22 protein-coding genes are annotated in these 20568 nt (G+C 66.4%); 14 read left to right on the top strand and 8 right to left on the bottom strand.

Annotated elements, in window-relative coordinates; all coding sequences use genetic code 11:
• Positions 1–21: 21 nt before the first annotated feature.
• Positions 22–1668: an acyl-CoA synthetase gene (locus L5G28_RS17315; protein ID WP_237002619.1), complete on the bottom strand. Its 1647-nt coding sequence runs from the start codon at positions 1666–1668 to the stop codon at positions 22–24.
• A gap of 59 nt (positions 1669–1727) precedes the next feature.
• Here L5G28_RS17315 and L5G28_RS17310 point away from each other — a divergent pair, with 59 nt between their 5' ends.
• From L5G28_RS17310 to L5G28_RS17300, 3 genes are all read left to right on the top strand, one after another.
• Complete coding sequence (locus L5G28_RS17310; protein WP_237002618.1) at positions 1728–2540, top strand: crotonase/enoyl-CoA hydratase family protein; 813 nt, start codon at positions 1728–1730, stop codon at positions 2538–2540.
• 81 nt (positions 2541–2621) lie between these two features.
• On the top strand, positions 2622–3038 hold the full coding sequence (locus tag L5G28_RS17305) for a PaaI family thioesterase (protein WP_237002617.1): 417 nt from the start codon (positions 2622–2624) through the stop codon (positions 3036–3038).
• 18 nt (positions 3039–3056) lie between these two features.
• The gene (locus tag L5G28_RS17300; protein ID WP_237002616.1) at positions 3057–3650 is read left to right on the top strand and encodes a TetR/AcrR family transcriptional regulator; all 594 of its coding nucleotides are present in this window, start codon (positions 3057–3059) and stop codon (positions 3648–3650) included.
• 4 nt (positions 3651–3654) lie between these two features.
• On the opposite strand, the gene L5G28_RS17295 is transcribed toward L5G28_RS17300, so the two are convergent.
• Positions 3655–4689 (bottom strand): LLM class F420-dependent oxidoreductase, encoded by a 1035-nt coding sequence (locus L5G28_RS17295; RefSeq protein WP_237002615.1) that lies wholly within the window; start codon positions 4687–4689, stop codon positions 3655–3657.
• Positions 4690–4747: 58 nt separating this feature from the next.
• Here L5G28_RS17295 and L5G28_RS17290 point away from each other — a divergent pair, with 58 nt between their 5' ends.
• Genes L5G28_RS17290 through L5G28_RS17280 form a run of 3 tightly spaced genes read left to right on the top strand, consistent with a single transcriptional unit; the run spans position 4748 to position 7988 of the window.
• Positions 4748–5761: a Zn-ribbon domain-containing OB-fold protein gene (locus tag L5G28_RS17290; RefSeq protein WP_237002614.1), complete on the top strand. Its 1014-nt coding sequence runs from the start codon at positions 4748–4750 to the stop codon at positions 5759–5761.
• 20 nt (positions 5762–5781) lie between these two features.
• Positions 5782–6819 carry a thiolase family protein gene (locus L5G28_RS17285; RefSeq protein ID WP_236998817.1) on the top strand — a complete coding sequence of 346 codons (1038 nt, stop codon included), beginning with the start codon at positions 5782–5784 and terminating at the stop codon, positions 6817–6819.
• The gene (locus L5G28_RS17280; protein ID WP_237002613.1) at positions 6819–7988 is read left to right on the top strand and encodes a thiolase family protein; all 1170 of its coding nucleotides are present in this window, start codon (positions 6819–6821) and stop codon (positions 7986–7988) included. The genes L5G28_RS17285 and L5G28_RS17280 overlap by 1 nt, the downstream gene beginning before the upstream one ends.
• 81 nt (positions 7989–8069) lie before the next feature.
• Here the strand turns inward: L5G28_RS17280 and L5G28_RS17275 are convergent, their stop codons facing one another.
• Positions 8070–8414: a winged helix-turn-helix transcriptional regulator gene (locus L5G28_RS17275; protein WP_308191992.1), complete on the bottom strand. Its 345-nt coding sequence runs from the start codon at positions 8412–8414 to the stop codon at positions 8070–8072.
• Between the two features lie 108 nt (positions 8415–8522).
• Between L5G28_RS17275 and L5G28_RS17270 the strand changes: the two genes are divergently transcribed.
• Entirely contained in the window at positions 8523–8942 is a 420-nt protein-coding gene (locus tag L5G28_RS17270; RefSeq protein WP_237002612.1) for a DoxX family protein, read from the top strand.
• 61 nt (positions 8943–9003) lie between these two features.
• Here the strand turns inward: L5G28_RS17270 and L5G28_RS17265 are convergent, their stop codons facing one another.
• Complete coding sequence (locus L5G28_RS17265; RefSeq protein WP_237002611.1) at positions 9004–9447, bottom strand: nuclear transport factor 2 family protein; 444 nt, start codon at positions 9445–9447, stop codon at positions 9004–9006.
• Positions 9448–9453: 6 nt separating this feature from the next.
• Positions 9454–10740: a cytochrome P450 gene (locus L5G28_RS17260; protein WP_372477252.1), complete on the bottom strand. Its 1287-nt coding sequence runs from the start codon at positions 10738–10740 to the stop codon at positions 9454–9456.
• A 148-nt stretch (positions 10741–10888) separates the two neighbouring features.
• Here L5G28_RS17260 and L5G28_RS17255 point away from each other — a divergent pair, with 148 nt between their 5' ends.
• Together L5G28_RS17255 and L5G28_RS17250 are read left to right on the top strand one after the other, a co-directional pair.
• On the top strand, positions 10889–12052 hold the full coding sequence (locus L5G28_RS17255) for a steroid 3-ketoacyl-CoA thiolase (RefSeq protein ID WP_237002610.1): 1164 nt from the start codon (positions 10889–10891) through the stop codon (positions 12050–12052).
• Between the two features lie 4 nt (positions 12053–12056).
• Positions 12057–12536 (top strand): nitroreductase family deazaflavin-dependent oxidoreductase, encoded by a 480-nt coding sequence (locus L5G28_RS17250; protein WP_237002609.1) that lies wholly within the window; start codon positions 12057–12059, stop codon positions 12534–12536.
• Between the two features lie 71 nt (positions 12537–12607).
• On the opposite strand, the gene fadD8 is transcribed toward L5G28_RS17250, so the two are convergent.
• The gene (gene fadD8, locus L5G28_RS17245; RefSeq protein WP_237002608.1) at positions 12608–14233 is read right to left on the bottom strand and encodes a fatty-acid--CoA ligase FadD8; all 1626 of its coding nucleotides are present in this window, start codon (positions 14231–14233) and stop codon (positions 12608–12610) included.
• Positions 14234–14370: 137 nt separating this feature from the next.
• Here fadD8 and L5G28_RS17240 point away from each other — a divergent pair, with 137 nt between their 5' ends.
• Positions 14371–15033: a GNAT family N-acetyltransferase gene (locus L5G28_RS17240; RefSeq protein WP_236998810.1), complete on the top strand. Its 663-nt coding sequence runs from the start codon at positions 14371–14373 to the stop codon at positions 15031–15033.
• 32 nt (positions 15034–15065) lie between these two features.
• Here L5G28_RS17240 and L5G28_RS17235 read toward each other — a convergent pair whose 3' ends face one another.
• Both L5G28_RS17235 and L5G28_RS17230 read right to left on the bottom strand, forming a co-directional pair.
• Positions 15066–15968, bottom strand: coding sequence for an SDR family oxidoreductase (locus tag L5G28_RS17235; RefSeq protein ID WP_237002607.1), 903 nt, complete (start codon positions 15966–15968; stop codon positions 15066–15068).
• Between the two features lie 37 nt (positions 15969–16005).
• Complete coding sequence (locus L5G28_RS17230) at positions 16006–16794, bottom strand: SDR family oxidoreductase (protein WP_237002606.1); 789 nt, start codon at positions 16792–16794, stop codon at positions 16006–16008.
• 62 nt (positions 16795–16856) lie between these two features.
• Here L5G28_RS17230 and L5G28_RS17225 point away from each other — a divergent pair, with 62 nt between their 5' ends.
• Genes L5G28_RS17225 through L5G28_RS17210 form a run of 4 tightly spaced genes read left to right on the top strand, consistent with a single transcriptional unit; the run spans position 16857 to position 20343 of the window.
• Entirely contained in the window at positions 16857–17615 is a 759-nt protein-coding gene (locus L5G28_RS17225; protein WP_236998807.1) for an enoyl-CoA hydratase family protein, read from the top strand.
• Positions 17616–17618: 3 nt separating this feature from the next.
• Positions 17619–18512, top strand: a complete 894-nt coding sequence (locus L5G28_RS17220; RefSeq protein WP_237002605.1) for a CoA transferase subunit A — start codon at positions 17619–17621, stop codon at positions 18510–18512.
• Positions 18509–19264 (top strand): CoA-transferase subunit beta, encoded by a 756-nt coding sequence (locus L5G28_RS17215; protein WP_237002604.1) that lies wholly within the window; start codon positions 18509–18511, stop codon positions 19262–19264. The genes L5G28_RS17220 and L5G28_RS17215 overlap by 4 nt, the downstream gene beginning before the upstream one ends.
• Positions 19261–20343 carry an NAD(P)H-dependent flavin oxidoreductase gene (locus tag L5G28_RS17210; protein WP_308191991.1) on the top strand — a complete coding sequence of 361 codons (1083 nt, stop codon included), beginning with the start codon at positions 19261–19263 and terminating at the stop codon, positions 20341–20343. Before L5G28_RS17215 ends, L5G28_RS17210 begins: the two co-directional genes overlap by 4 nt.
• The last annotated feature ends 225 nt before the right edge of the window (positions 20344–20568 follow it).

Below are 20568 nucleotides of genomic sequence, written 5' to 3'. Positions count from 1 at the left end.
CTTGGGCTGCGTCTGCAGGGTTTAGAGGGATTCGTCTGGCTCGCGCGAGGACGCGACGTCTGCCGCCCAGCGGTAGTCCGGCTTCCCGGCGGGTGAACGCTTCAACTCGTCGACGAACCAGATGCTGCGCGGAGCCTTGTATCCGGCCAGGACGACGCGGACGACCTCGCCTAGCTCAGGCAGCGTCGGCCGCGCGCCGTTGCGAGCGGCCACGACGGCGGCGACACGTTGGCCGAACCGCTCGTCGGGCACGCCGACGACACTCACGTCGAAGACGTCGGGATGCGACTTCAACGCGGCCTCGACCTCTTCCGGGAACACCTTCTCGCCGCCCGTGTTGATCGACATCGACCCGCGACCGAGCATGGTGATGGTCCCGTCCGGCTCGAGGCGCGCGAAGTCGCCGGGCAGCGAGTACCTAACTCCGTCGTACTCGACGAACGTCTCGGCGCTCTTGGCCGGCGCATTGTGATAGCGCAGCGGAATGTGGCCGCTGCGGGCGAGCCGGCCGGTCTCGTCGTCGCCCGGCTGGATCCGGGTGCCGTCCGCACGCAGCACGTGGGTATTCGGGTCCGCTTTCACGGTGGGCGCTCCCACTCGGCTCTGGCCCTTGACCGCCATGCCCATCCCGCCGAATCCGGTCTCGGAGGAGCCGATGGCATCGACAACGACCGCGTTCGGGAACTTCTCCAGGTACCGCTCTTTGACCGCGGGCGAGAACAGCGCGGCCGACGAGGCCACGGACACGATCGACGAGGTGTCGTACTCACCGGCTTCGAGCGCTTCGATCATCGGTCGCCCCATGGCGTCGCCGGTGATGAAGATGACGTTCACCTTGTGCTTGTCGACGGCCTCCCACACGGCTGCGGGGTCGAAGTCCGGATAGACGACGGACTTTCCGCCGGCGAACAACGATTGGAAGATGGCCCACTGGCTGCCGCCGTGGATGAACGGTGGGATCGGGAAGCGGACGAGTTGTCCGCCTTCGGCTCCGGTCTTGGCGTGCTCCCACTCGTCGGCGACGGGTGTGCCCGTGTACCAGTCGATGCCGCCGCCGAGGACGCGCCACACGTCCTCTTGACGCCAGACGACGCCTTTCGGCTTTCCGGTGGTCCCGCCGGTGTAGACGATGTAGAGATCGTCGTCGCTGCGTTGATCGAAGTCTCGCTCGTGCGACGAGTCGGCGATCGCGTCCTCGTAGTCGACGACGGCGACACCGGGCGCCGGTGTACCTGGCTGGTCGACCGCGGCCGCCTGCTGGTCGAACGGGGTCGAGATCACTATCCGAGCCGTGACGTCGAATGCCGATTTCGATAACACGTTGCACACCCGGCCGGTGTACCGCTCCTCGTGAATGAGGACCTTCATCCCGGAGTCGGCGATGATGTGTTCCAGCTCGGATTCCACGTACCGGTAGTTGACGTTGACCATGACCGCGCGAATCTTGAAGATCGCGATCATGGCCTCGACGGACTCGATGGTGTTCCTGCTGTACAGACCCACTCTGTCACCCGGTCGAACGCCGAGTTCGGCGAGTGTGTGAGCGATCGCGTTGGATCGCTCCTCCATCTGCGCGTAGGTCCGACTCTCGTCTCCCGATTCGAGAGCGATTCGGTCGGGCATCAGGTCGACCGCATGCTCGATGAGGTCGGCTATTGTGAAGGCCATACGTCAAAACTAGAACGTGTTACTGTTCGTGGCAAGGGATTCGCCAGACCGGAGGAAACATGCCCGAACAGAGCACAGTCGACACCGCCGCACCGGAGTGCCTCGTCGAGAAACGCGGCCACGTCCTGATCGTCACAATGAACCGTCCCGAGGCACGCAATGCGCTCTCCACGGAGATGATGTCGATCATGGAGCAGGCGTGGGATCAGGTGGACGCCGATCCGGACATCCGCGTCGCGATTCTGACCGGCGCGGGCGGCTACTTCTGCGCGGGCGCCGACCTCAAGTCGATGAACAAGAAGGCCCCCGGCGACAAGTTCGCCGAAGGCGGCTGGGACCTGACACGGCTGCCCGCACTCCTCAAGGGCCGCCGCCTCACCAAACCGCTGATCGCCGCGGTCGAGGGCCCCGCTATCGCAGGGGGCACCGAGATCCTGCAGGGCACCGACATTCGAGTGGCCGCCGAGAGCGCGAAGTTCGGTGTGTCAGAAGCCAAGTGGGGCCTGTTCCCGCTGGGCGGCAGCGCAGTGCGCCTGGTCCGACAGATCCCGTACACCGTCGCCGCCGACATCCTGCTGACCGGCCGCCACATCACCGCGACCGAAGCCGAACGGTACGGACTGGTCGGCTACGTGGTGCCCGACGGCACCGCACTCGAGAAGGCCCTCGAGATCGCCGAGCAGATCGCGGCGAACGGACCGCTCGCCGTCCAGGCGATCCTCAAGACCATCCGCGACTCCGAAGGACTGCACGAGGAGGAGGCATTCAAGATCGACGCCGATCTCGGTGCGTCCGTCTTCAAATCGGCCGACGCGAAGATCGGACCGCGTGCGTTCGCCAACAAGGAGAAGCCCCAGTTCACCGGCGAATGATAGCGAGACCCACGAGGTCGGCCCCCGCCGGCTGAGCATCGACCCTTGACTCCAGAATTATTAGAGACAAACCTCTATTACATGGAGTTCGAACTCGCCCGTCAGGTCCTCGAGGCCCAACCGTTCAGCGCACTGCTCGACGCACGGTTGGCATCCTTCGGGGACGGCATCGCCGTCCTCGAGGTGCCGGTGAACGATCGCTTGCGCCAGCAGTTCGGCCTCATCCACGGAGGCGTGCTGGCCTACCTCGCCGACAACAGCCTCACGTACGCGGCCGCGCTCGGTCTCGGCCCGAACGTACTGACCAGCGGATTCAGCATCGATTACGTATCAGCAGGCCGTGACGGCGCGGTCGTACGGTCGACGGCCGAACTCGTCCACTCGAGTCGCCGCAAGGCGACGACCCGCTGCCGCATCGAAATGGTCGATGACGAAGGCACAGTGAAGCTGTGCGCGGTCGCACAGGGCACCGTCCTGGCCACCGAGCCGACCTCCTGACCGAGCGGAGAGGCTGAAATGGGGCGCCGCCCGAAGTTCTCCACCGACGACCTGCTCGACACCGCCATGCAGATCGCACTCGACGACGGCCCGGCCGCAGTCACCGCCACCGCCGTCGCGCGAGCCAGCGGGGCACCGTCCGGCTCGGTGTACCACCGTTTCGCGGGCAGCGACGAGATCCTCGCACGACTCTGGCTCCGCACGATCGTCGAGTTCCAGTCGGGCCTTGTCGACGCCCTGGCACACGACGACACCACTGCCGCAGCCGACGATGCGATCGCGTACATCTTCGATTGGTGCGCCGCGAACCCCGACAGGGCACGACTGCTGCTGACCTTCAACGAGGGCGAGATCGGCCGCCGTGCAACACAACCCGTCATCGATGAACTTCGTGAGCACAACGCCGCAGCGCGGGCCGCACTGGCCGACTGGACTCGGCGCCACTTCGGCGAGGCGGGCCGAGAACAGTTCGACCGCGCGATGTACGCGTTGGTCGATCTGCCATACGGGGCAGTGCGCAGGCATCTGCCCGGCGGGACGCCACGGCGGTGGCTGCGTGATTCGGTCGCCGCGACCGCACGGGAGGTGATCTCGCCGCCGGAGCCCCGCTGACGGGTCAGACGAGCAAGGCCAGCTCGCCGATCGTGTCCACGTCCCGGGCGGTGACCATCAGGGTCGTGACGCCTGCGGCCTCCCACACGCGAATCTGGTCTCGGACCTCCTCCCGGGTGCCGACGAGCATGGTCTCGCGGACCATCTCGTCGGGCACCGCGGCCACCGCCTCGGCCTTCCGGCCGGATCGGAACAGACGACCGACCTCGTCGACGACATCGCCGTATCCCATGCGGCGGTATAGATCTGCGTGGAAGTTCTTCTCCGCCGCACCCATGCCGCCGACGTACAGCGCGGTCGACGGCCGGTACCGTTCGATGGCGGCCGGGACGTCGTCGGTGATGACGCACTGCGCGTTGGCGGCGATCTCGAAGTCTCCCCTCCTCCGGCGAGCGCCCGCCCGCGCGAACCCTTCGTCGAGCCAGCCGTTGAACATGTCGGCCAGACGCGGCGTGTAGAAGACTGCGAGCCACCCGTCGGCGATCTCGGCGGTCTGCGCGACGTTGCGCGGCCCCTCGGCGCCCAACCAGATCGGGATGTCGGCGCGCAGCGGGTGCGTGATCGGCTTCAACGCCTTGCCCAGACCGGTGACGCCGTCCCCGCCGACGAGCGGGAGCCGATAATGCGGCCCGTCACTGGTCACCGGCGCTTCCCGGGCCAGAACCTCACGCACTACGCGAACGTACTCGCGCGTGCGGGCGAGGGGCTTCCCAAAGGGCTGGCCGTACCAGCCTTCGACCACCTGCGGACCCGAGACGCCGAGGCCGATCACATGGCGTCCGCCGGAGAGGTGGTCGATCGTCAACGCGGCCATCGCCAACGACGTCGGAGGCCGCGCCGACAGTTGGGCCACCGCGGTGCCGAGCCGCACACGCGAAGTCTGTGAACCCCACCAGGCCAGCGGGGTGTAGCAGTCCGAGCCCCACGACTCCGCAGTGAACACGGAGTCGAAGCCCGCACGCTCGGCTGCGACCACGAGTTCGGCAGCGTTCTCGATGGGACCGGCTCCCCAATAGCCGAGCTGTAGTCCGAGTCTCATTCGCGCACCTTTCGTCAGAACCCTTGCCGTCAATACTAGAACGTGTTCTATTTGATGGGTGACTATTAGTGCCCAACATTCGAGCCCCGAAGTGTCGGTGCCCGTTCCGGAGTCGCCAATCCTCTCCGCGGACCTGACCAATTCCTTCGACTACACGCGGTCCCTCGGCCCCGTGCTGTCCCAGTTCGCCCTCGCGTTGCGCGACGGCCGCATCGTCGGCAGCCGCGGATCCGACGGCCGGGTGACGGTGCCACCCGCCGAGTACGACCCGACCACCGGCGCCGCCACGACCGACATCGTCGAGGTCGCGTCGGTCGGCACGATCGAGACCTGGTCGTGGCAGCCGCATCCGGCCCAGACCCAACCACTCGACGAACCGTTCGCATGGGCGTTGGTCCGCCTCGACGGCGCCGACACCGCGATGCTGCACGCGGTCGCGGCCGACTCCCCCGACCAGGTGAGCACCGGCGCCCGGGTACACGCCGTCTGGCGCGAGGTCCGCACCGGACGGATCGACGACATCGATCACTTCGCGCTCGGCGACACCCCCGTCGCGGCGTCCCCGGCCGACGGGGAGTCGATCGCCGACGAGACAGGCAACGTCGTCATCACCACCCCGATCGGCATGACCGTCGTGCACGTCGCCACCGAGAACGAGTCCTGGTACTTGGAGGGACTCAAGGCGGGCAAGCTGTACGGCGGCCGGGTCGAGACCGGCGAAGTCTACTTCCCGCCGCGCGTCGTGAGCCCCGCCGACGGTTCGCGAACGGTCGAGCGCGTCGAACTCGCCGACACCGGCACCATCACGACGTTCTGCATCGTCAACGTGCCATTCCTCGGGCAGCAGATCAAACCCCCGTACGTCGCCGCCTACATCCTCCTCGACGGCTCCGACATCCCGTTCCTGCATCTGATCCTCGACACCCCCGCCGAGGACGTTCGAATGGGCATGCGCGTCAAGGCGGTCTGGCGGCCGGAAGCCGAATGGGACCACACCCTGCGCAACGTCAGCCATTTCGCTCCGAGCGGCGAGGCCGACGCCGACTTCGAGTCGTACCGAAACCACCTGTGACCAGAGAGAGGAGTCGACACATGAGCACGAGTCTTCCGCGGATCGCCGTGGTCGGGTTCGCCCACAGCGCGAACGTCCCCGAAAGCACCGGCACCACAAACGGCGTCGAGATGCTGATCCCCTGCTTCCAGAAGGTGTACGCCGACCTCGGCCTCACCCGCACCGACGTCGATTTCTGGTGCAGCGGGTCGTCCGATTATCTCGCCGGACGAGCGTTCTCGTTCATCTCGGCGATCGACGCCATCGGCGCAGTCCCCCCGATCCACGAGTCGCACGTCGAGATGGACGCGGCGTGGGCCCTGTACGAGGCCTGGGTCAAGATCGCGACCGGCGAGGTCGACATCGCGCTCGCCTACGGTTTCGGCAAGTCGTCCGCAGGCGACATGGACCAGGTCCTCGCGCTCCAGACCGACCCGTACACGGTGGCGCCCCTCTGGCCGGACGCGCCGTCGCTCGCCGGCCTCCAAGCCCGCGCCGGGATCGACTCCGGTGCATGGACCGAAGCGGACATGGCCGCCGTCGCGGCACGCGCGGGCGGGTCGTCGGTCGACGATCTACTGGCCGCCGACTACGTCCGTGATCCGCTGCGCCAGAGCGACATCGCCCCGTACGCCGACGCCGGAGCCGCAGTCGTCCTCGCCAGCGAGGAACGCGCACGTGAGCTCGTCGAGAATCCCGCGTGGGTCACCGGGTGGGATCACCGCATCGACACCCCCAACTTCGGCTCGCGCGACCTGACTCGGTCCCCGTCCACGAAGCTGGCGGCAGACACCGCATTCGGCGACCGCGACCGCAACGTCGACGTCGCCGAGATCCACGCGCCGTACACGCATCAGGAGCTGATCGTGCGCCGCGAACTCGGCATCGGCGAGGACACGCAGATCAACCCGTCCGGCGGAGTGATGGGCGGCCACGCACTGTTCTCCGCAGGACTGCAGCGCATCGGCTACGCCGCGCACTCGATCCTCACCGGGCAGGCGCGCACAGCGCTGGCGCACGCGACGAGCGGGCCACTGCTGCAACAGAACATGGTGCTCACATTGGAAGGCGAGAACTGATGGGCCGCAATCGCGCCGCCGTGCTGGGCACGGGGCAGACGAAGTACGTCGCCAAACGACACGACGTCACGATGGCCGGGATGTGCCGCGAAGCGATCGACCGGGCGCTCGACGACGCACAAGTCAGTCTGGACGACATCGACGCGATCGTCATCGGCAAGGCTCCCGACCTGTTCGAGGGGTCGATGATGCCCGAACTCGCGATGGCCGAGGCGATCGGAGCCGTCGGGAAGCGACTCATCCGCGTGCACACCGCCGGATCGGTCGGCGCGTCCACAGCCGTCGTCGGGTCATCGCTGGTCACCAGCGGCGTGCACCGACGAGTGTTGGCGCTGTCGTGGGAGAAGCAGTCCGAGTCGAACGCCATGTGGGCGCTGTCGATCCCGGTTCCGTTCACGATGCCGGTCGGAGCGGGCGCGGGTGGATTCTTCGCTCCACACGTCCGCGCATACATCAACAACTCGCAGGCGCCGGACCACATCGGCGCGATGGTCGCTACCAAGGATCGTCTCAACGGCTCACGCAACCCGTTGGCGCACTTGCAGCAGCCCGACATCACCGTCGACAAGGTCCTCGCCTCGCAGATGCTGTGGGATCCGATCCGGTTCGACGAGACGTGTCCGTCGTCGGACGGGGCCTGCGCAGTCGTGATCGGCGACGAGGCCGCGGCCGACGACGCCGTCGCCGACGGCCGCCCGGTCGCGTGGATTCATGCGACGGCGATGCGCACCGAACCGCTCTCGTACTCGCACCGCAACGTTGTGAGTCCGGAGGCAGGTCGCGACGCGTCCGCGGCACTCTGGAAGGCCGCAGGCATCACGAATCCGCTCGAGGAGATCGACACCGCCGAAATCTACGTCCCGTTCTCCTGGTTCGAGCCGATGTGGCTGGAGAACCTCGGCTTCATGCCCGAATACGAGGGCTGGAAGCTCACCGAGGCAGGCGAGACCGCGATCGGCGGCAAGCTGCCGGTCAATGCCTCCGGCGGCGTGCTCTCGTCCAACCCGATCGGCGCCTCTGGCATGATTCGCTGCGCCGAGGCCGCGATCCAGGTGATGGGCAAGGCTGGAGACCACCAGGTCCCGGACGCCCGCAAGGCGTTCGGCCACGCCTACGGTGGCGGTTCGCAGTACTTCTCGATGTGGGTCGTGGGGTCCGACAAGCCGTAAGGCCCCTTCATACGAGGAGAGCGGAGCGCAGACCTGGTCTCGCCTCCGCTCTTCTCGTCTGGGCTCTTCTCGTCTGGGCTTCTAGGCGCCCGCACCGCTGGTCATCGCGGCTTCTACCGCGACGATCAGCGTCCGAACGGCGTCGGCGACGACTTGCCCCGCGTCGGTCAGTTGGTAGACGGGGTGTGCGGGCGACGCCGTGGCCCGCACGGCGAGTCCGTCGTCGCACAGAGTGCGCAGGGTCTGGGTGAGCATTCGGTCGCTGATGCCCTCGACCTGCGCCCGGATCTCGCCGAAACGCTGCGGGCCGGTGCCGAGCGTTCCGAGCACGAGCGCGCCCCACTTGCCGGTGACGTGCTCGAAGACCTGCCGCGACGGGCACTTCTTGGCGAACACGTCGTAGGGCAGCACGGAGGATTCGGACACAGCATCAATGTACGCCCCCGCTTGCACTTACGAAAGGTAAGTGGTTCGATCATGTAGTCCGTTCACCCGAGCGTTCTACGCCGAACGCCCATCCTCCAGGAGCCGCACATGAACCCGCTCAAGCACGCGCAGGGCTTGTCGACGACCGTCGCCCGCATCATTCTCGGCATCATCTTTCTCGCGCACGGCTGCCAGAAGTTGTTCGTCAACGGCATGGACGCGACGTCCGCGGGCTTCGAGATGATGGGCGCTCCGGCTCCGACCCTGTCGGCCTGGGTCGCCGCGATCCTCGAGTTCGCGGGCGGTATCGCCTTGATCGCGGGCATCGCCGTCCCGCTCGTCGCGCTGCTGTTGATCTTCGACATGATCGGAGCGATCTTCATCGCCCACATCGATGCCGGATTCTGGGCGTCTGACGGCGGCTACGAACTCCCCCTCGCCCTCATCGCGGGCTTGATCGCCATCGCCATCGCCGACCAGGGCGTGGCCTCTGTCGACTCTCACGTCGCCAAACGCTTCAAGAAGTAGACCAACGACAACGAGCCCGGCGACCTGGAAGGTCGCCGGGCTCGTTGTCGTAGAGCGGATCTCACGCGGGGCGGAGAGATGCCACCGTCTCCCCGACCTCCCAGAATGCCCGCAACGCCACCAGGTCGCCGTTGCTGTCGGCCTTGTACGTGAAGACCCCGTTCGCTTCGGAGATGTGCCCTGCGATGTGGGTGACGATCTTGCCCACATACGCCACTTCGTTGCCGCAGATGATCTCTTTGTCGAACACGAAGTCGAGCTTCTCCGTGGTACCGATGGTCTTGTCCCAGAATGCGGACAGCCCTTCGGCTCCGCGGTGTCCGACACCCTCTTCGTCGAACATCGATGGACCGACCGGGTCTTCGACTACGGCGTCGGCAGCGAAGTTGGCGAGCCACGCTTGTTTGTCGCGCGCTTGCACAGCGTCGCGGGAACGCCGTCCGGCGAGTACTGCCGGATGATTCTCCCGGTCGAGGTCGAGATACGACGGTACCTCGTCAGCCATCGTCCCTCACTTCGTTCCGTAGTCGACCTGAAGTTCCTTGATGCCGTTGATCCAGCCGTGGCGGAGACGGTCGGGGGCGCCCAGCTTGGTGATGTCCGGCACGAGGTCCGCAATGGCGTTGAACATCAGATTGATCTCCATGCGGGCCAGGTTGGCGCCGATGCAGAAGTGCGTGCCGTTTCCGCCGAATCCGACGTGCGGGTTGGGGTCGCGCATGATGTTGAACGAGTACGGGTCGTCGAAGATGTCTTCGTCGTAGTTGGCTGAGCCGTAGAACATGCCGACCCGCTGCCCCTGCTTGATCTCGACGCCGCCGATAGTGGTGTCTCGCTTGGCGGTCCGCTGGAAGCAGTTGACGGGAGTCGCCCAGCGGACGATCTCGTCGACGGCCGTTGCAGGCCGCTCCTTCTTGAACAGTTCCCACTGGTCGGGGTTGTCGAGGAAGGCGTTCATGCCGTGCGAGATCGCGTTCCGGGTGGTCTCGTTGCCCGCGACGGTTAGCAGGATGAAGAAGAACCCGAACTCGGTCTCGTCAAGGGCCTGGCCGTCGATGTCGGCTTCGGTGAGCGTGGTGATGATGTCGTCGGCCGGGCACTTACGACGCTGTTCGGCGATGTTGTACCCATAGCCGAGGATCTCCATGTTGGCGGTCAGCGGGTCCGGCTCGAAGTCCGGGTCGTCGTAGTTCATCATCGCGTTGGACCAGTGGAACAGTTTGGCGCGATCCTCCTCGGGGACGCCGAGCAGGTCGGCGATCGCGAGCAGAGGCAGGTCGACGGCGACCTGTTCGACGAAGTCGCCCTTGCCCGCTGCGGCGGCCTCGGAGACGATGCGGCGTGCCGCCTCGTCGAGCTTCTCCTCCAGAGCGTGGACCGCCTTCGGGGTGAACGCCCGCGAGACGATCTTGCGCATACGCGTGTGCTCCGGCGGATCGTGGTTGATCAGGAGCGCCTTGGTGACGTCGAGCTGCTCCTGGTTCATGTCGTCTTCGAACCGCATGATGACGCCGTTCTCGTTCGCCGACCAGTCGTCGGCGTTCTTCGAGATCTCACGGATGTCGTCGAGCTTCGACACCACCCAGTAGCCGCCGTCATGGAAGCCGCCACCCTTGCCGGGGAGCTGTGCGTTCCACCAGACAGGAGCGGTCTTGCGGAGTTCGGCGAACTCCTTCATCGGGATTCCATGCACCAACAGGTCTGGGCTCGTGAAATCCCAGCCCTCCTGATGCATGAACGGGCAACTGCCCGCAGATTCCTGCGACGCACCTGCCTCAACGCTCTGCGCTTGGGTCACGTCATCACCTCATTTCAAAGGTCGCGGGCTTCGTCTCAAAACGAGAACCCGTTACAATTTGTCGTAGATCACACTCTGCCACACTGGATAGACGTGAACAAGAACTTGTTCTAGTTTCAATGAAAATTATCATCGAGAGGACTGTGGCATGGGTGTACCGGTAATCGTCGAAGCGGCTCGCACGCCGATCGGCAAGCGGAACGGGTGGCTGTCGGGTCTGCACGCGGCCGAGATCCTGGGCGCCGCCCAGGTAGGGGTGCTCGAACGGGCAGGCATCGATCCGACTCTCGTCGAGCAGGTGGTCGGCGGCGCGGTGATGCAGGTCGGCGAACAGAGCAACAACGTCACACGCACCGCATGGCTGCACGCGGGACTGCCGTGGCAGACCGGCGCGACCACCATCGACTGCCAGTGCGGGTCCGCGCAGCAAGCGAACCATCTTGTGGCGGGACTGATCTCGTCGGGCGCGATCGACATCGGCATCGCGTGCGGCATCGAGGCGATGTCTCATGTGCCCCTCGGCGCGAACGTCGGCACCGACGCGGGACCCCGCCGGCCCGAGTCGTGGGACATCGACATGCCCAACCAGTTCGAGGCGGCCGAACGCATCGCGAAGCGGCGCGGCATCACCCGCGCCGACGTCGACGCGCTCGGTGTGCGGTCGCAGGCAAACGCGAAGCGCGCGTGGGAGGAGGGCCGCTTCGACCGCGAGGTCCTCTCGGTCAAGGCGCCCGAACGCACCCGCGAGGGCGAGCTGACCGGGCAGACCCTCGACGTGAACCGTGACCAGGGCCTGCGCGACACGACGCTGGAGTCGCTTGCGGGACTCAAACCTGTCATCGAGGGCGGCATCCACACGGCCGGGACTTCGTCGCAGGTCTCCGACGGTGCCGCTGCCGTGCTGATCATGGACGAGGACAAGGCGCGCGAACTCGGCCTTCGTCCGCGCGCGCGCATCAAGAGCCAGGCACTCGTCGGGGCCGAGCCGTACTACCATCTGGACGGTCCGGTGCAGTCCACCGAGCGTGTGCTCGCCAAGACCGGGATGAGCCTGAGCGACATCGACGTCGTCGAGATCAATGAGGCGTTCGCATCCGTGGTACTCAGCTGGGCGCAGGTGCACGGCGCAGACATGGACAAGGTGAACGTCAACGGCGGCGCGATCGCACTCGGCCACCCGGTGGGCAGCACCGGTTCGCGGCTGATCACGACCGCGTTGCACGAACTCGAGCGCACCGACTCTCAGCACGCTCTGGTCACGATGTGCGCGGGAGGCGCCTTGTCGACGGCGACCATCCTCGAGCGGATCTGACCCGATGGATCCGAACAACCGGCCGTCGCAACTCGATTCGTCGGCCGTCGGGCGAGTCATCAAGTACGGGTCGCGGCTGAACACGAGGCTGTATCGACTGACCGGCGGACGCCTGGGCAACCGGTGGAGGGTCGGTGCAGCCATGCGCAAACCCGTGCCGGTCTGCCTCTTGACGACCACTGGACGCAAGTCCGGCGAGGCGCGCACCGTTCCGCTGCTGTACCTGCGACACGGCGAGTCCATCGTGCTCGTCGCGTCGCAGGGCGGCCTGCCTGCGAATCCCGCCTGGTACCACAATCTGAAGGCCGACCCGTCGGTGAGGATCCAGATCGATTCGGACGAGGGAGACTACGCGGCCCGGATCGCGGACGATGCCGAGCGGACCAAGCTGTGGCCGAGCCTCGTCGAACTCTATGCGGATTTCGACACCTACGCGGCCTGGACGGAGCGAACCATCCCGGTCGTCATCTGCGACCCCGCCTGACAGACGAATCGTGTTGCACAACGGCCGTGAGGCGACCGTTGTGCAACACGATTCTTCTTGTGATCTCGCGATCACCCCACTGAGCGCTCGAGACCCTCCCAGAACTGAGCGCGCAGAGCTTTCTTGTCCGGCTTACCGAGAGCCGTGAGCGGCAGCGAATCGACGAAGACGACTCGCTTCGGCGACTGTACGCCGCCCTTGCGCTCCTTGACCGACGCTTGGATCTCCTCGATGATCCGATCCCTGGTGTCGTCGGACTCACCGGTGTCGGACCGCAGCACGACGACGGCGGTGACCGCTTCGCCCCACTTCTCGTCGGGCACCCCGATCACACCGACCTGAGCGACGGCCGGATGCTCGGCGACGACGTCCTCGACCTCACGGGGAAACACGTTGAACCCACCGGTCACGATCATGTCCTTGGTGCGGTCGACGATGAACCAGAATCCGTCCTCGTCCTCCCGCGCGACGTCGCCGGTATGCAGCCATCCGTCCGCGAACGTCTCGGCGGTCTGCTCGGGCAGCCCGAGATAGCCACCGGCCAGGAGCGGCCCGGACACGCAGATCTCTCCGGGTTCGCCCTGGGCGACGGGCTCGCCGTCCGGTCCGGCGAGTTTGGTCCGCAGGAACGCCGACGGCCTGCCGCAACTGCCGAGCCTGGCCGCGTCGTGCTCGTCCTTTCGGAGGTAGGAGATCACCATCGGCGACTCGGACTGGCCGTAGTACTGCGCGAAGATCGGCCCGAACCGGTCGATCGCCTCGGCGAGCCGGACCGGGTTGATCGCGGACGCACCGTAGTAGACGGTCTCCAGCGACGACAGGTCACGCGTACGTGAGTCCGGGTGGTCCATGAGCGCGTAGATCATCGACGGAACCAGCATGGTCGCGGTGATCCTCTCGCGTTCGATGGTCTCGAGCACTTCTGCCGGATCGAACTTGCCGAGCACCAGCATGGTGCCGCCCTTGATCAGCGTCGGCACGAAGAACGCCGCGCCCGCGTGCGAGAGCGGCGTGCACATGAGAAAGCGGGGACGCTCGGGCCATTCCCACTCGGCGAGCTGGATCTGCGTCATCGTCGACATCGCGCGCGCGGTGCCGATCACGCCCTTCGGCTTGCCTGTCGTGCCGCCGGTGTACGTGATCGAGACGACATGCTCGGGGTCGAGCACCTTCGCCGACAGCGGCCGCGGCGCACAGCGGTCGGCGGCCGCGATCAGGTCGACTCCGACGTCGGCCAACTCGGGCGGCACCGGACCGAGCGTGAGGACCTGGGTGAGGCAGTCGACCTTCTCCAGCAACGTGACGGCCCGCTCGACGAACATCGGAACCGGGTCGATGATCAGCGTGCTGACACCGGCGTCGGACAAGACGTACGCGTGGTCGTCGGCCGAACCGAGCGGATGCAACGCCGTCCGGCGCCACCCCTGGGTCTGGCCGGCACCGACGACGAACAACACTTCGGGACGATTCAGGGCGAGCAATCCGACGGCCGTCCCGGTGCCCGACCCCAGACCTTCGCACGCCTGCACATAACGCGTGATGGCATCGGCCATCTCGCGGCCGGTCAGTTCAGTTCCACCGATCTGCAGCACCGGGCTGTTCGCGTGACGCTTGAGCGCCGCGACCATCAGATCACCGAGGTGCACTGGGTTGTGCAGCAGTCGTTCGGCGGACAGGACAGTCTCATCTCCACTCATACGACAACACTAGAACGTGTTCTAGATTTGTGGAAGGGGCTCCGTGAAACCCGTTGTCGCGCACGGTAGGAACGGGCGCAGAAGATTACCGATCGGTAGACCTGCCGGTAACCGGAAAGTCGTGCCACGATCGGTTCATGACTGATTTGGACCAGGCCACCACCCGCCGTGACATCACTGACGCACTGCTCACCGCTCTCGAGCGGCGACACGAGGTTCTGGACACGATCGTCGATGCCGACGACCGCGACTCCGCCGCCACCGCGATCGCCGAGCTGCTCGGCAAATCGAAGCTCGGAGCCGAAGCCGTCCTCAACATGTCCCTGCATCAATTGACCAAGGCCGAACGCCGCAAGAACCAGGGCGAACTCGACGACCTCAACAAGGCCATCACATTCACCCTTGCCGAACGGCCGGCCAGCACCGGCGAGACGCTCGACCTGCGCCCCTTCTCCGCGGACGACGACGCCGACATCTTCGCCGAGCGCACCGCCGAGCAGGGCGTCGCAGGTGACGGCTCGGGTGCCCCTGCAGGCGAGATCGGCGACGAGATCGCCCAGGGAGTCGGCCGCGTCGACAACGAGGACGCGGTCTGGCTGGTCGCTGTCGAGAACGACGAGAAGGTCGGCATCGTCTTCGGTGAACTCACGGGCGGCGAAGTGGACGTCCGCATCTGGATCCGGCCCGAGAACCGGAAGCACGGATACGGCGTCGCCGCACTCCGCCGTTCACGCTCGGAGATCGCCGCGTACTTCCCCGGCGTTCCGATGGTTGTCCGAGCCCCCGGCGCGACCGCCTGAGGTTCGGCCCCTAGTCGGGCATCACGCCTGGCTCAGCGCGCCCCGTACGCCTTGACCTGCTCGGGCGAGTCGGCGAGGAGCCCGCGCACCACCGGGCCGAGTTCACTCGGCTCCCAGCGGGCGCCCTTGTCGGTGCTGGCGGCGCGCTGCCAGGCGTCGAGCACCGTGACTGTGCCGCCCTCCACCTCGAAGAGCCGCCCGGTGACATCGCCGGCTTCGGCGGATGCCAGCCATACGACGAGCGGCGAGATGTTGGCCGGATCCATCGCGTCGAACGAACCGTCGTCGGGTGCGGCCATCTGCGCGGCCATCGCATCGCCCGCGCCCATCGTCATCTGAGTCCGGGCCGAGGGCGCGATCGCGTTCACGACGATCCCGTATCCGCCGAGTTCGGCGGCGGCCTGAATCGTCAGTTCGGCGATCGCCGCCTTCGCTGCCGCATAGTTGCCCTGGCCGACCGACCCGAAGATTCCCGCACCCGACGAGGTGTTGACGATGCACGCACGCGGAGTCCGACCGGCCTTCGCTTCACCGCGCCAGTAGGCGGCCGCGTGGCGGAGCATCACGAAATGCCCCTTGAGGTGCACGCGCACCACTGAGTCCCATTCCTCTTCGCTGAACGACACCAGCATGCGGTCACGGAGGAAGCCCGCGTTGTTGACGAGCGCGTCGAGGCGCCCGAACGAGTCGACCGCGGTCTGCACGATCGCCGCACCGGTCTCCCAGTCGGCGACGTCGCCTGCCGCTACGACGGCCTCGCCGCCTGCCGCGACGATCTCGTCGACCACCGCCGAGGCCGAGTCGGCCGCGTAGTCGTTCACGACGACCTTCGCCCCGTCGGCGGCGAACGCCAACGCGTGCGCGCGTCCGATCCCCTGGCCTGCGCCGGTCACGATGACGACGCGGCCTTCATTCGTCTTGCTCACTTGTTCCATCACTTTCTTCTCAGAGGTCCAGTCACATCGATCTCGGTCACGTCGCGTTGGCGGCGTTCGCCGCCGCGAGGAACGCGGGCTTCTCACCGCCACCGTCGACCGTGAGGGTCGATCCGGTGACGTACGACGCCAATGGCGACAGAAGGAACGCGACCGCGCGTCCCACATCGGCCGGAAGCGCCAGCCGTCCCATCGGGATGGTCTGACCGACGGCGTCGAGGCCAGCGTCGTCGCCGTAGTGCAGGTGAGACAGTTCGGTCTGGACCGGCCCGCAGACGACCGAGTTGACCCGGACGGACGGCGCCCATTCGACGGCCAACGATCGCGTCAGGTTGTCCAGGCCGGCCTTCGCCGCGCCGTAGGCCGCGGTTCCCGGCGACGGCCGGTGTCCGCTGACGCTCGACACGTTGACGATCGCGCCGCCCTCGCCGCGCGCGGTCATCGCCGTACGCGCCGCGCGCGCGACGATCATCGGGGCCAGAAGGTTCAGTTCGAGGATCTTCTGTGTGAAGCGATCCGACGCCTCGGCAGCGAGGGCGAACGGCGATCCGCCCGCATTGTTGACCAGCCCGTCGATCCGGCCGTGCTCGTCGACGATCTGCGCCATCATCTGCGCGACCGCGTCGGAGTCACGGACGTCGCACGAATAGAAACTGCGGCCGTCGACCGCCTCGTCCGGCTCACGGCGGGCACAGACCACGACCGTCGCACCCAGGCTCTCCAACACGTCCGAGATTCCCGCTCCGACACCTCGAGCGCCTCCGGTCACCAGGATCGTCGAGCCGGCGATCCCCAGATCGGCAGGCACATGCAATGTTTCACTCATGGGTGCTAGTCTACCGGACAAGCAAGCATTTGCTTGGGTACTGCGGAACGTAAGGAGCAGGTGTGCCGATCACCACCAACCGCACCGAGTCAGGCATCGTCACCGTCACCGTCGACTTCCCGCCGGTCAACGCGCTGCCGAGCGCTGCCTGGTTCCAACTGGCGGACGAGATCCTCGCTGCCGGCGACGATCCGGAGACGACCGTCGTGATCCTCCGCGCCGAAGGCCGGGGATTCAACGCGGGCGTCGACATCAAGGAGATGCAGGCCACGTCGGGATTCGACGCTCTCGTCGCCGCCAACAAGGGGTGCGCGGCCGCGTTCTCCGCCGTCTACGACTGCGCGGTCCCGGTGATCGTCGCGGTCAACGGCTTCTGTGTGGGCGGCGGCATCGGTCTCGTCGGCAACGCCGATGTGATCGTCGCGTCCGACGACGCGGTGTTCGGGCTTCCCGAGGTCGACCGCGGAGCGCTCGGGGCGGCCACCCACCTCTCCCGTCTGGTTCCACAGCACATGATGCGCACGCTGTACTACACCGCGCAGAACGTCACGGCGCAGCAACTCGTCCACTTCGGCTCCGTGTATCGGGCCGTCCCCCGCGATGAACTGCTCGACGCGGCGCTCGAAGTCGCCGACATGATCGCGGCCAAGGACACCCGGGTGATCCGGGCCGCGAAGGCCGCGATCAACGGCATCGACCCGGTCGATGTGAAAACCAGCTACCTGCTCGAACAGCGGTACACCTACGAACTGAATCTGGCCGGCGTGGCCGACGAGCATCGCGATGCGTTCGTCGACACCGGCAAGCCGAAAGGGAACTGAGGAATGGGTTTTCGAGACAAGACGAGCTCACTCGACGACGTCGTCGCTGAGCTCAGCGATGGAATGACCATCGGCATCGGCGGATGGGGTTCTCGGCGTAAGCCGATGGCTCTGGTCCGGGCGCTCGCACGCAGTGAAGTCAAGGATCTCACGATCGTCACGTACGGAGGAGCCGATCTCGGACTGCTCTGCGCGGCGAACAAGGTCCGCCGCGCCTACTACGGTTTCGTCTCCCTCGATTCGGCACCGTTCTACGACCCGTGGTTCGCGAAGGCCCGCACCGCGGGCGCGATCGAATCGCGCGAGATGGACGAGGGCATGGTCAAGTGCGGCCTGCAGGCCGCGGCCGCCCGGCTGCCGTTCATGCCGATCCGAGCCGGGCTCGGATCGGCGGTCTTCGACTTCTGGGAGGGCGAACTCAAGACCGTCGAATCGCCGTACCCGGACGCGGACGGCCGCATTCAGACGTTGGTCGCGATGCCCGCGCTGACTTTGGACGCCGCGTTCGTGCACCTCGACGTCGCCGATGCGCACGGCAACGCAGGCTACACCGGAATCGACCCGTACTTCGACGACATGTACATGGCTGCCGCGCAACGCCGCTACTTGGAGACCGACCGCATCGTCTCGACCGAAGAGTTGGTCGCCGAGGTGCCCAACGAGCGTCTGCTGCTGAATCGGATGGACGTCGACCGCGTGGTGCATGCCCCGAACGGCGCCCACTTCACCTTCGCCGGAGAGTACGGGCGGGACGAGTCGTTCCAGCGCTTCTACGCCGAGTCCGCCGCCGACGACGAGCCGTGGACGGCGTTCCGCAAGCGCTTCCTCGACGTCGACGAGGCGACGTACCAGAACGAAGTGAGCCGCTGGCACGCCGAGCAAGAGGAGAACAAGTGAGCATCACCGACATCACCCGCGCCGAGTACTGCGTCACCTCGTGCGCCGACATCTTCACCGGTGCCGGTGAGATCATGGCGTCACCGATGGCCACGACTCCGTTGATCGGTGCGCGTCTGGCCCGGTTGACGACCGAACCCGATCTTCTCATCACCGACGGTGAAGCCGTCATCCTCGCGGACACCCCCGCGGTCGGGAAGACGGGACCGGCGGAGGGTTGGATGCCGTTCCGGAAGGTCTTCGACGTCATCGGCGGCGGACGCCGCCACGTCGTCATGGGGGCCAACCAGATCGACCGTTTCGGCAATCAGAACCTGTCGGCGTTCGGCCCGCTCCAGAAGCCGACCCGACAGATGTTCGGCCTACGCGGAGCACCGGGCAACACGCTCGGTCATCCGACCAGCTACTGGGTCGCTCGTCACTCGAAGCGCGTGTTCGTCGACGCCGTCGACATCGTGTGCGGGGTCGGTTTCGATAAGGTCGACAGCGCCAACCCTGCATTCGATTCGCTGAACATCCACCGCGTGGTCACCAACCTCGGAGTCTTCGACTTCGGCGGCCCCGAGCACACGATGCGCGCCCTCTCGCTGCACCCCGGCGTCACGGCCGACGAAGTCACCGAGAACACGAGCTTCCCCGTCGCGGAACTGGACTCCGCGCCGGTCACCGCAGAGCCCACCACCGAGCAACTCCAGATCATCCGCGAGGTCATCGATCCGAAATGCGCCCGTGACCGCGAGGTGAAGTCGTGACCGCTCCGACCTTGAGCACCCGCTTCACCGAGATGGTCGGCGTCCAGTACCCGATCGTGCAGACCGGTATGGGCTGGGTGTCGGGGCCGTCGCTGACCGCGGCGACCGCGAACGCCGGCGGGCTCGGAATCCTCGCGTCGGCGACGATGACCTACGACGAGCTCGAGTTCGCGATCAAGAAGACGAAGTCGTTGACCGACAGGCCGTTCGGGGTCAATCTCCGTGCAGACGCCACCGACGCCGCAGAGCGAGTAGACCTGTTGATTCGTGAAGGCGTCAAGGTCGCGTCGTTCGCTCTCGCTCCGAAACAGGAGCTCATCGCCAAGCTCAAGGACCACGGTCTCGTCGTGGTGCCATCGATCGGCGCAGCCAAGCACGCGGTCAAGGTCGCGTCGTGGGGCGCCGACGCGGTCATCGTGCAGGGTGGCGAAGGCGGCGGCCACACGGGGCCGGTCGCGACGACGCTTCTGCTGCCGTCCGTCGTCGATGCTCTCGGCGGCGCCGGAAACACGTCGATACCGGTCATCGCGGCGGGTGGGTTCTTCGACGGGCGCGGTCTCGTCGCGGCACTGGGCTACGGCGCAGACGGGGTCGCGATGGGCACGCGTTTCCTGCTGACGTCCGACTCGGCTGTTCCGGACAGCGTCAAGCAGGAGTACTTGGAACGCACGTTGAACGACACGGTCGTCTCCACCAAGGTCGACGGTATGCCGCACCGTGTGCTCCGCACCCAGCTGGTGGATGCACTTGAGAGCGGGTCCCGGGCCAAAGCGTTGGTCGCCGCAGCCCGCAACGCCAACGAGTTCAAGCAGATGACCGGCATGCGCTGGACGACGATGCTCCGCGACGGTGTGTCGATGCGCAAGTCCGGCGAGCGGACCTGGCAGCAGATCATCATGGCAGGAAATACGCCGATGTTGTTGAAGGCCGGCCTCGTCGAGGGAAACACGGACGCGGGCGTCCTCGCGTCGGGTCAGGTCGTCGGCATGATCGACGATCTACCGTCGTGCGCCGACCTGATGCAGTCGATCATGACCCAGGCGCACGAACGACTGGCGGCGCTGTCAGCTCTCACCTGACCCGCGTCGACACTCACAAACACGAGAGGCCCGCCGGAAGGCGGGCCTCTCGTCGTGCCACCGCCTCCAGGCATATGGATAGAGGTAGCGCCGAGGTGGAGGTAAGCGCCGAGATAGGGTTAGAGCCCCCAACACGTGGTGTTGGGGGCTCTAACTCGGGTTTAGTTCGGCGGTGTCCTACTCTCCCACACTGGTTAGGGTGCAGTACCATCGGCGCTGGAGGGC

The organism is Gordonia liuliyuniae, assembly GCF_021739025.1.
Classification (GTDB): Bacteria; Actinomycetota; Actinomycetes; order Mycobacteriales; family Mycobacteriaceae; genus Gordonia; species Gordonia liuliyuniae.
Note: the sequence above shows the minus strand (reverse complement) of the source record. Positions and strands in the feature narration are given on the sequence as shown.

Excerpts from the sequence above, each read along its gene's own strand:
- L5G28_RS17315 (WP_237002619.1), bottom strand. The coding sequence starts at position 1,668 with ATGGCCTTCACAATAGCCGACCTCATCGAGCATGCGGTCGACCTGATG.
- L5G28_RS17310 (WP_237002618.1), top strand. The coding sequence starts at position 1,728 with ATGCCCGAACAGAGCACAGTCGACACCGCCGCACCGGAGTGCCTCGTC.
- L5G28_RS17305 (WP_237002617.1), top strand. The coding sequence starts at position 2,622 with ATGGAGTTCGAACTCGCCCGTCAGGTCCTCGAGGCCCAACCGTTCAGC.
- L5G28_RS17300 (WP_237002616.1), top strand. The coding sequence starts at position 3,057 with ATGGGGCGCCGCCCGAAGTTCTCCACCGACGACCTGCTCGACACCGCC.
- L5G28_RS17295 (WP_237002615.1), bottom strand. The coding sequence starts at position 4,689 with ATGAGACTCGGACTACAGCTCGGCTATTGGGGAGCCGGTCCCATCGAG.
- L5G28_RS17285 (WP_236998817.1), top strand. The coding sequence starts at position 5,782 with ATGAGCACGAGTCTTCCGCGGATCGCCGTGGTCGGGTTCGCCCACAGC.
- L5G28_RS17280 (WP_237002613.1), top strand. The coding sequence starts at position 6,819 with ATGGGCCGCAATCGCGCCGCCGTGCTGGGCACGGGGCAGACGAAGTAC.
- L5G28_RS17270 (WP_237002612.1), top strand. The coding sequence starts at position 8,523 with ATGAACCCGCTCAAGCACGCGCAGGGCTTGTCGACGACCGTCGCCCGC.
- L5G28_RS17265 (WP_237002611.1), bottom strand. The coding sequence starts at position 9,447 with ATGGCTGACGAGGTACCGTCGTATCTCGACCTCGACCGGGAGAATCAT.
- L5G28_RS17255 (WP_237002610.1), top strand. The coding sequence starts at position 10,889 with ATGGGTGTACCGGTAATCGTCGAAGCGGCTCGCACGCCGATCGGCAAG.
- L5G28_RS17250 (WP_237002609.1), top strand. The coding sequence starts at position 12,057 with ATGGATCCGAACAACCGGCCGTCGCAACTCGATTCGTCGGCCGTCGGG.
- fadD8 (WP_237002608.1), bottom strand. The coding sequence starts at position 14,233 with ATGAGTGGAGATGAGACTGTCCTGTCCGCCGAACGACTGCTGCACAAC.
- L5G28_RS17240 (WP_236998810.1), top strand. The coding sequence starts at position 14,371 with ATGACTGATTTGGACCAGGCCACCACCCGCCGTGACATCACTGACGCA.
- L5G28_RS17235 (WP_237002607.1), bottom strand. The coding sequence starts at position 15,968 with ATGGAACAAGTGAGCAAGACGAATGAAGGCCGCGTCGTCATCGTGACC.
- L5G28_RS17230 (WP_237002606.1), bottom strand. The coding sequence starts at position 16,794 with ATGAGTGAAACATTGCATGTGCCTGCCGATCTGGGGATCGCCGGCTCG.
- L5G28_RS17220 (WP_237002605.1), top strand. The coding sequence starts at position 17,619 with ATGGGTTTTCGAGACAAGACGAGCTCACTCGACGACGTCGTCGCTGAG.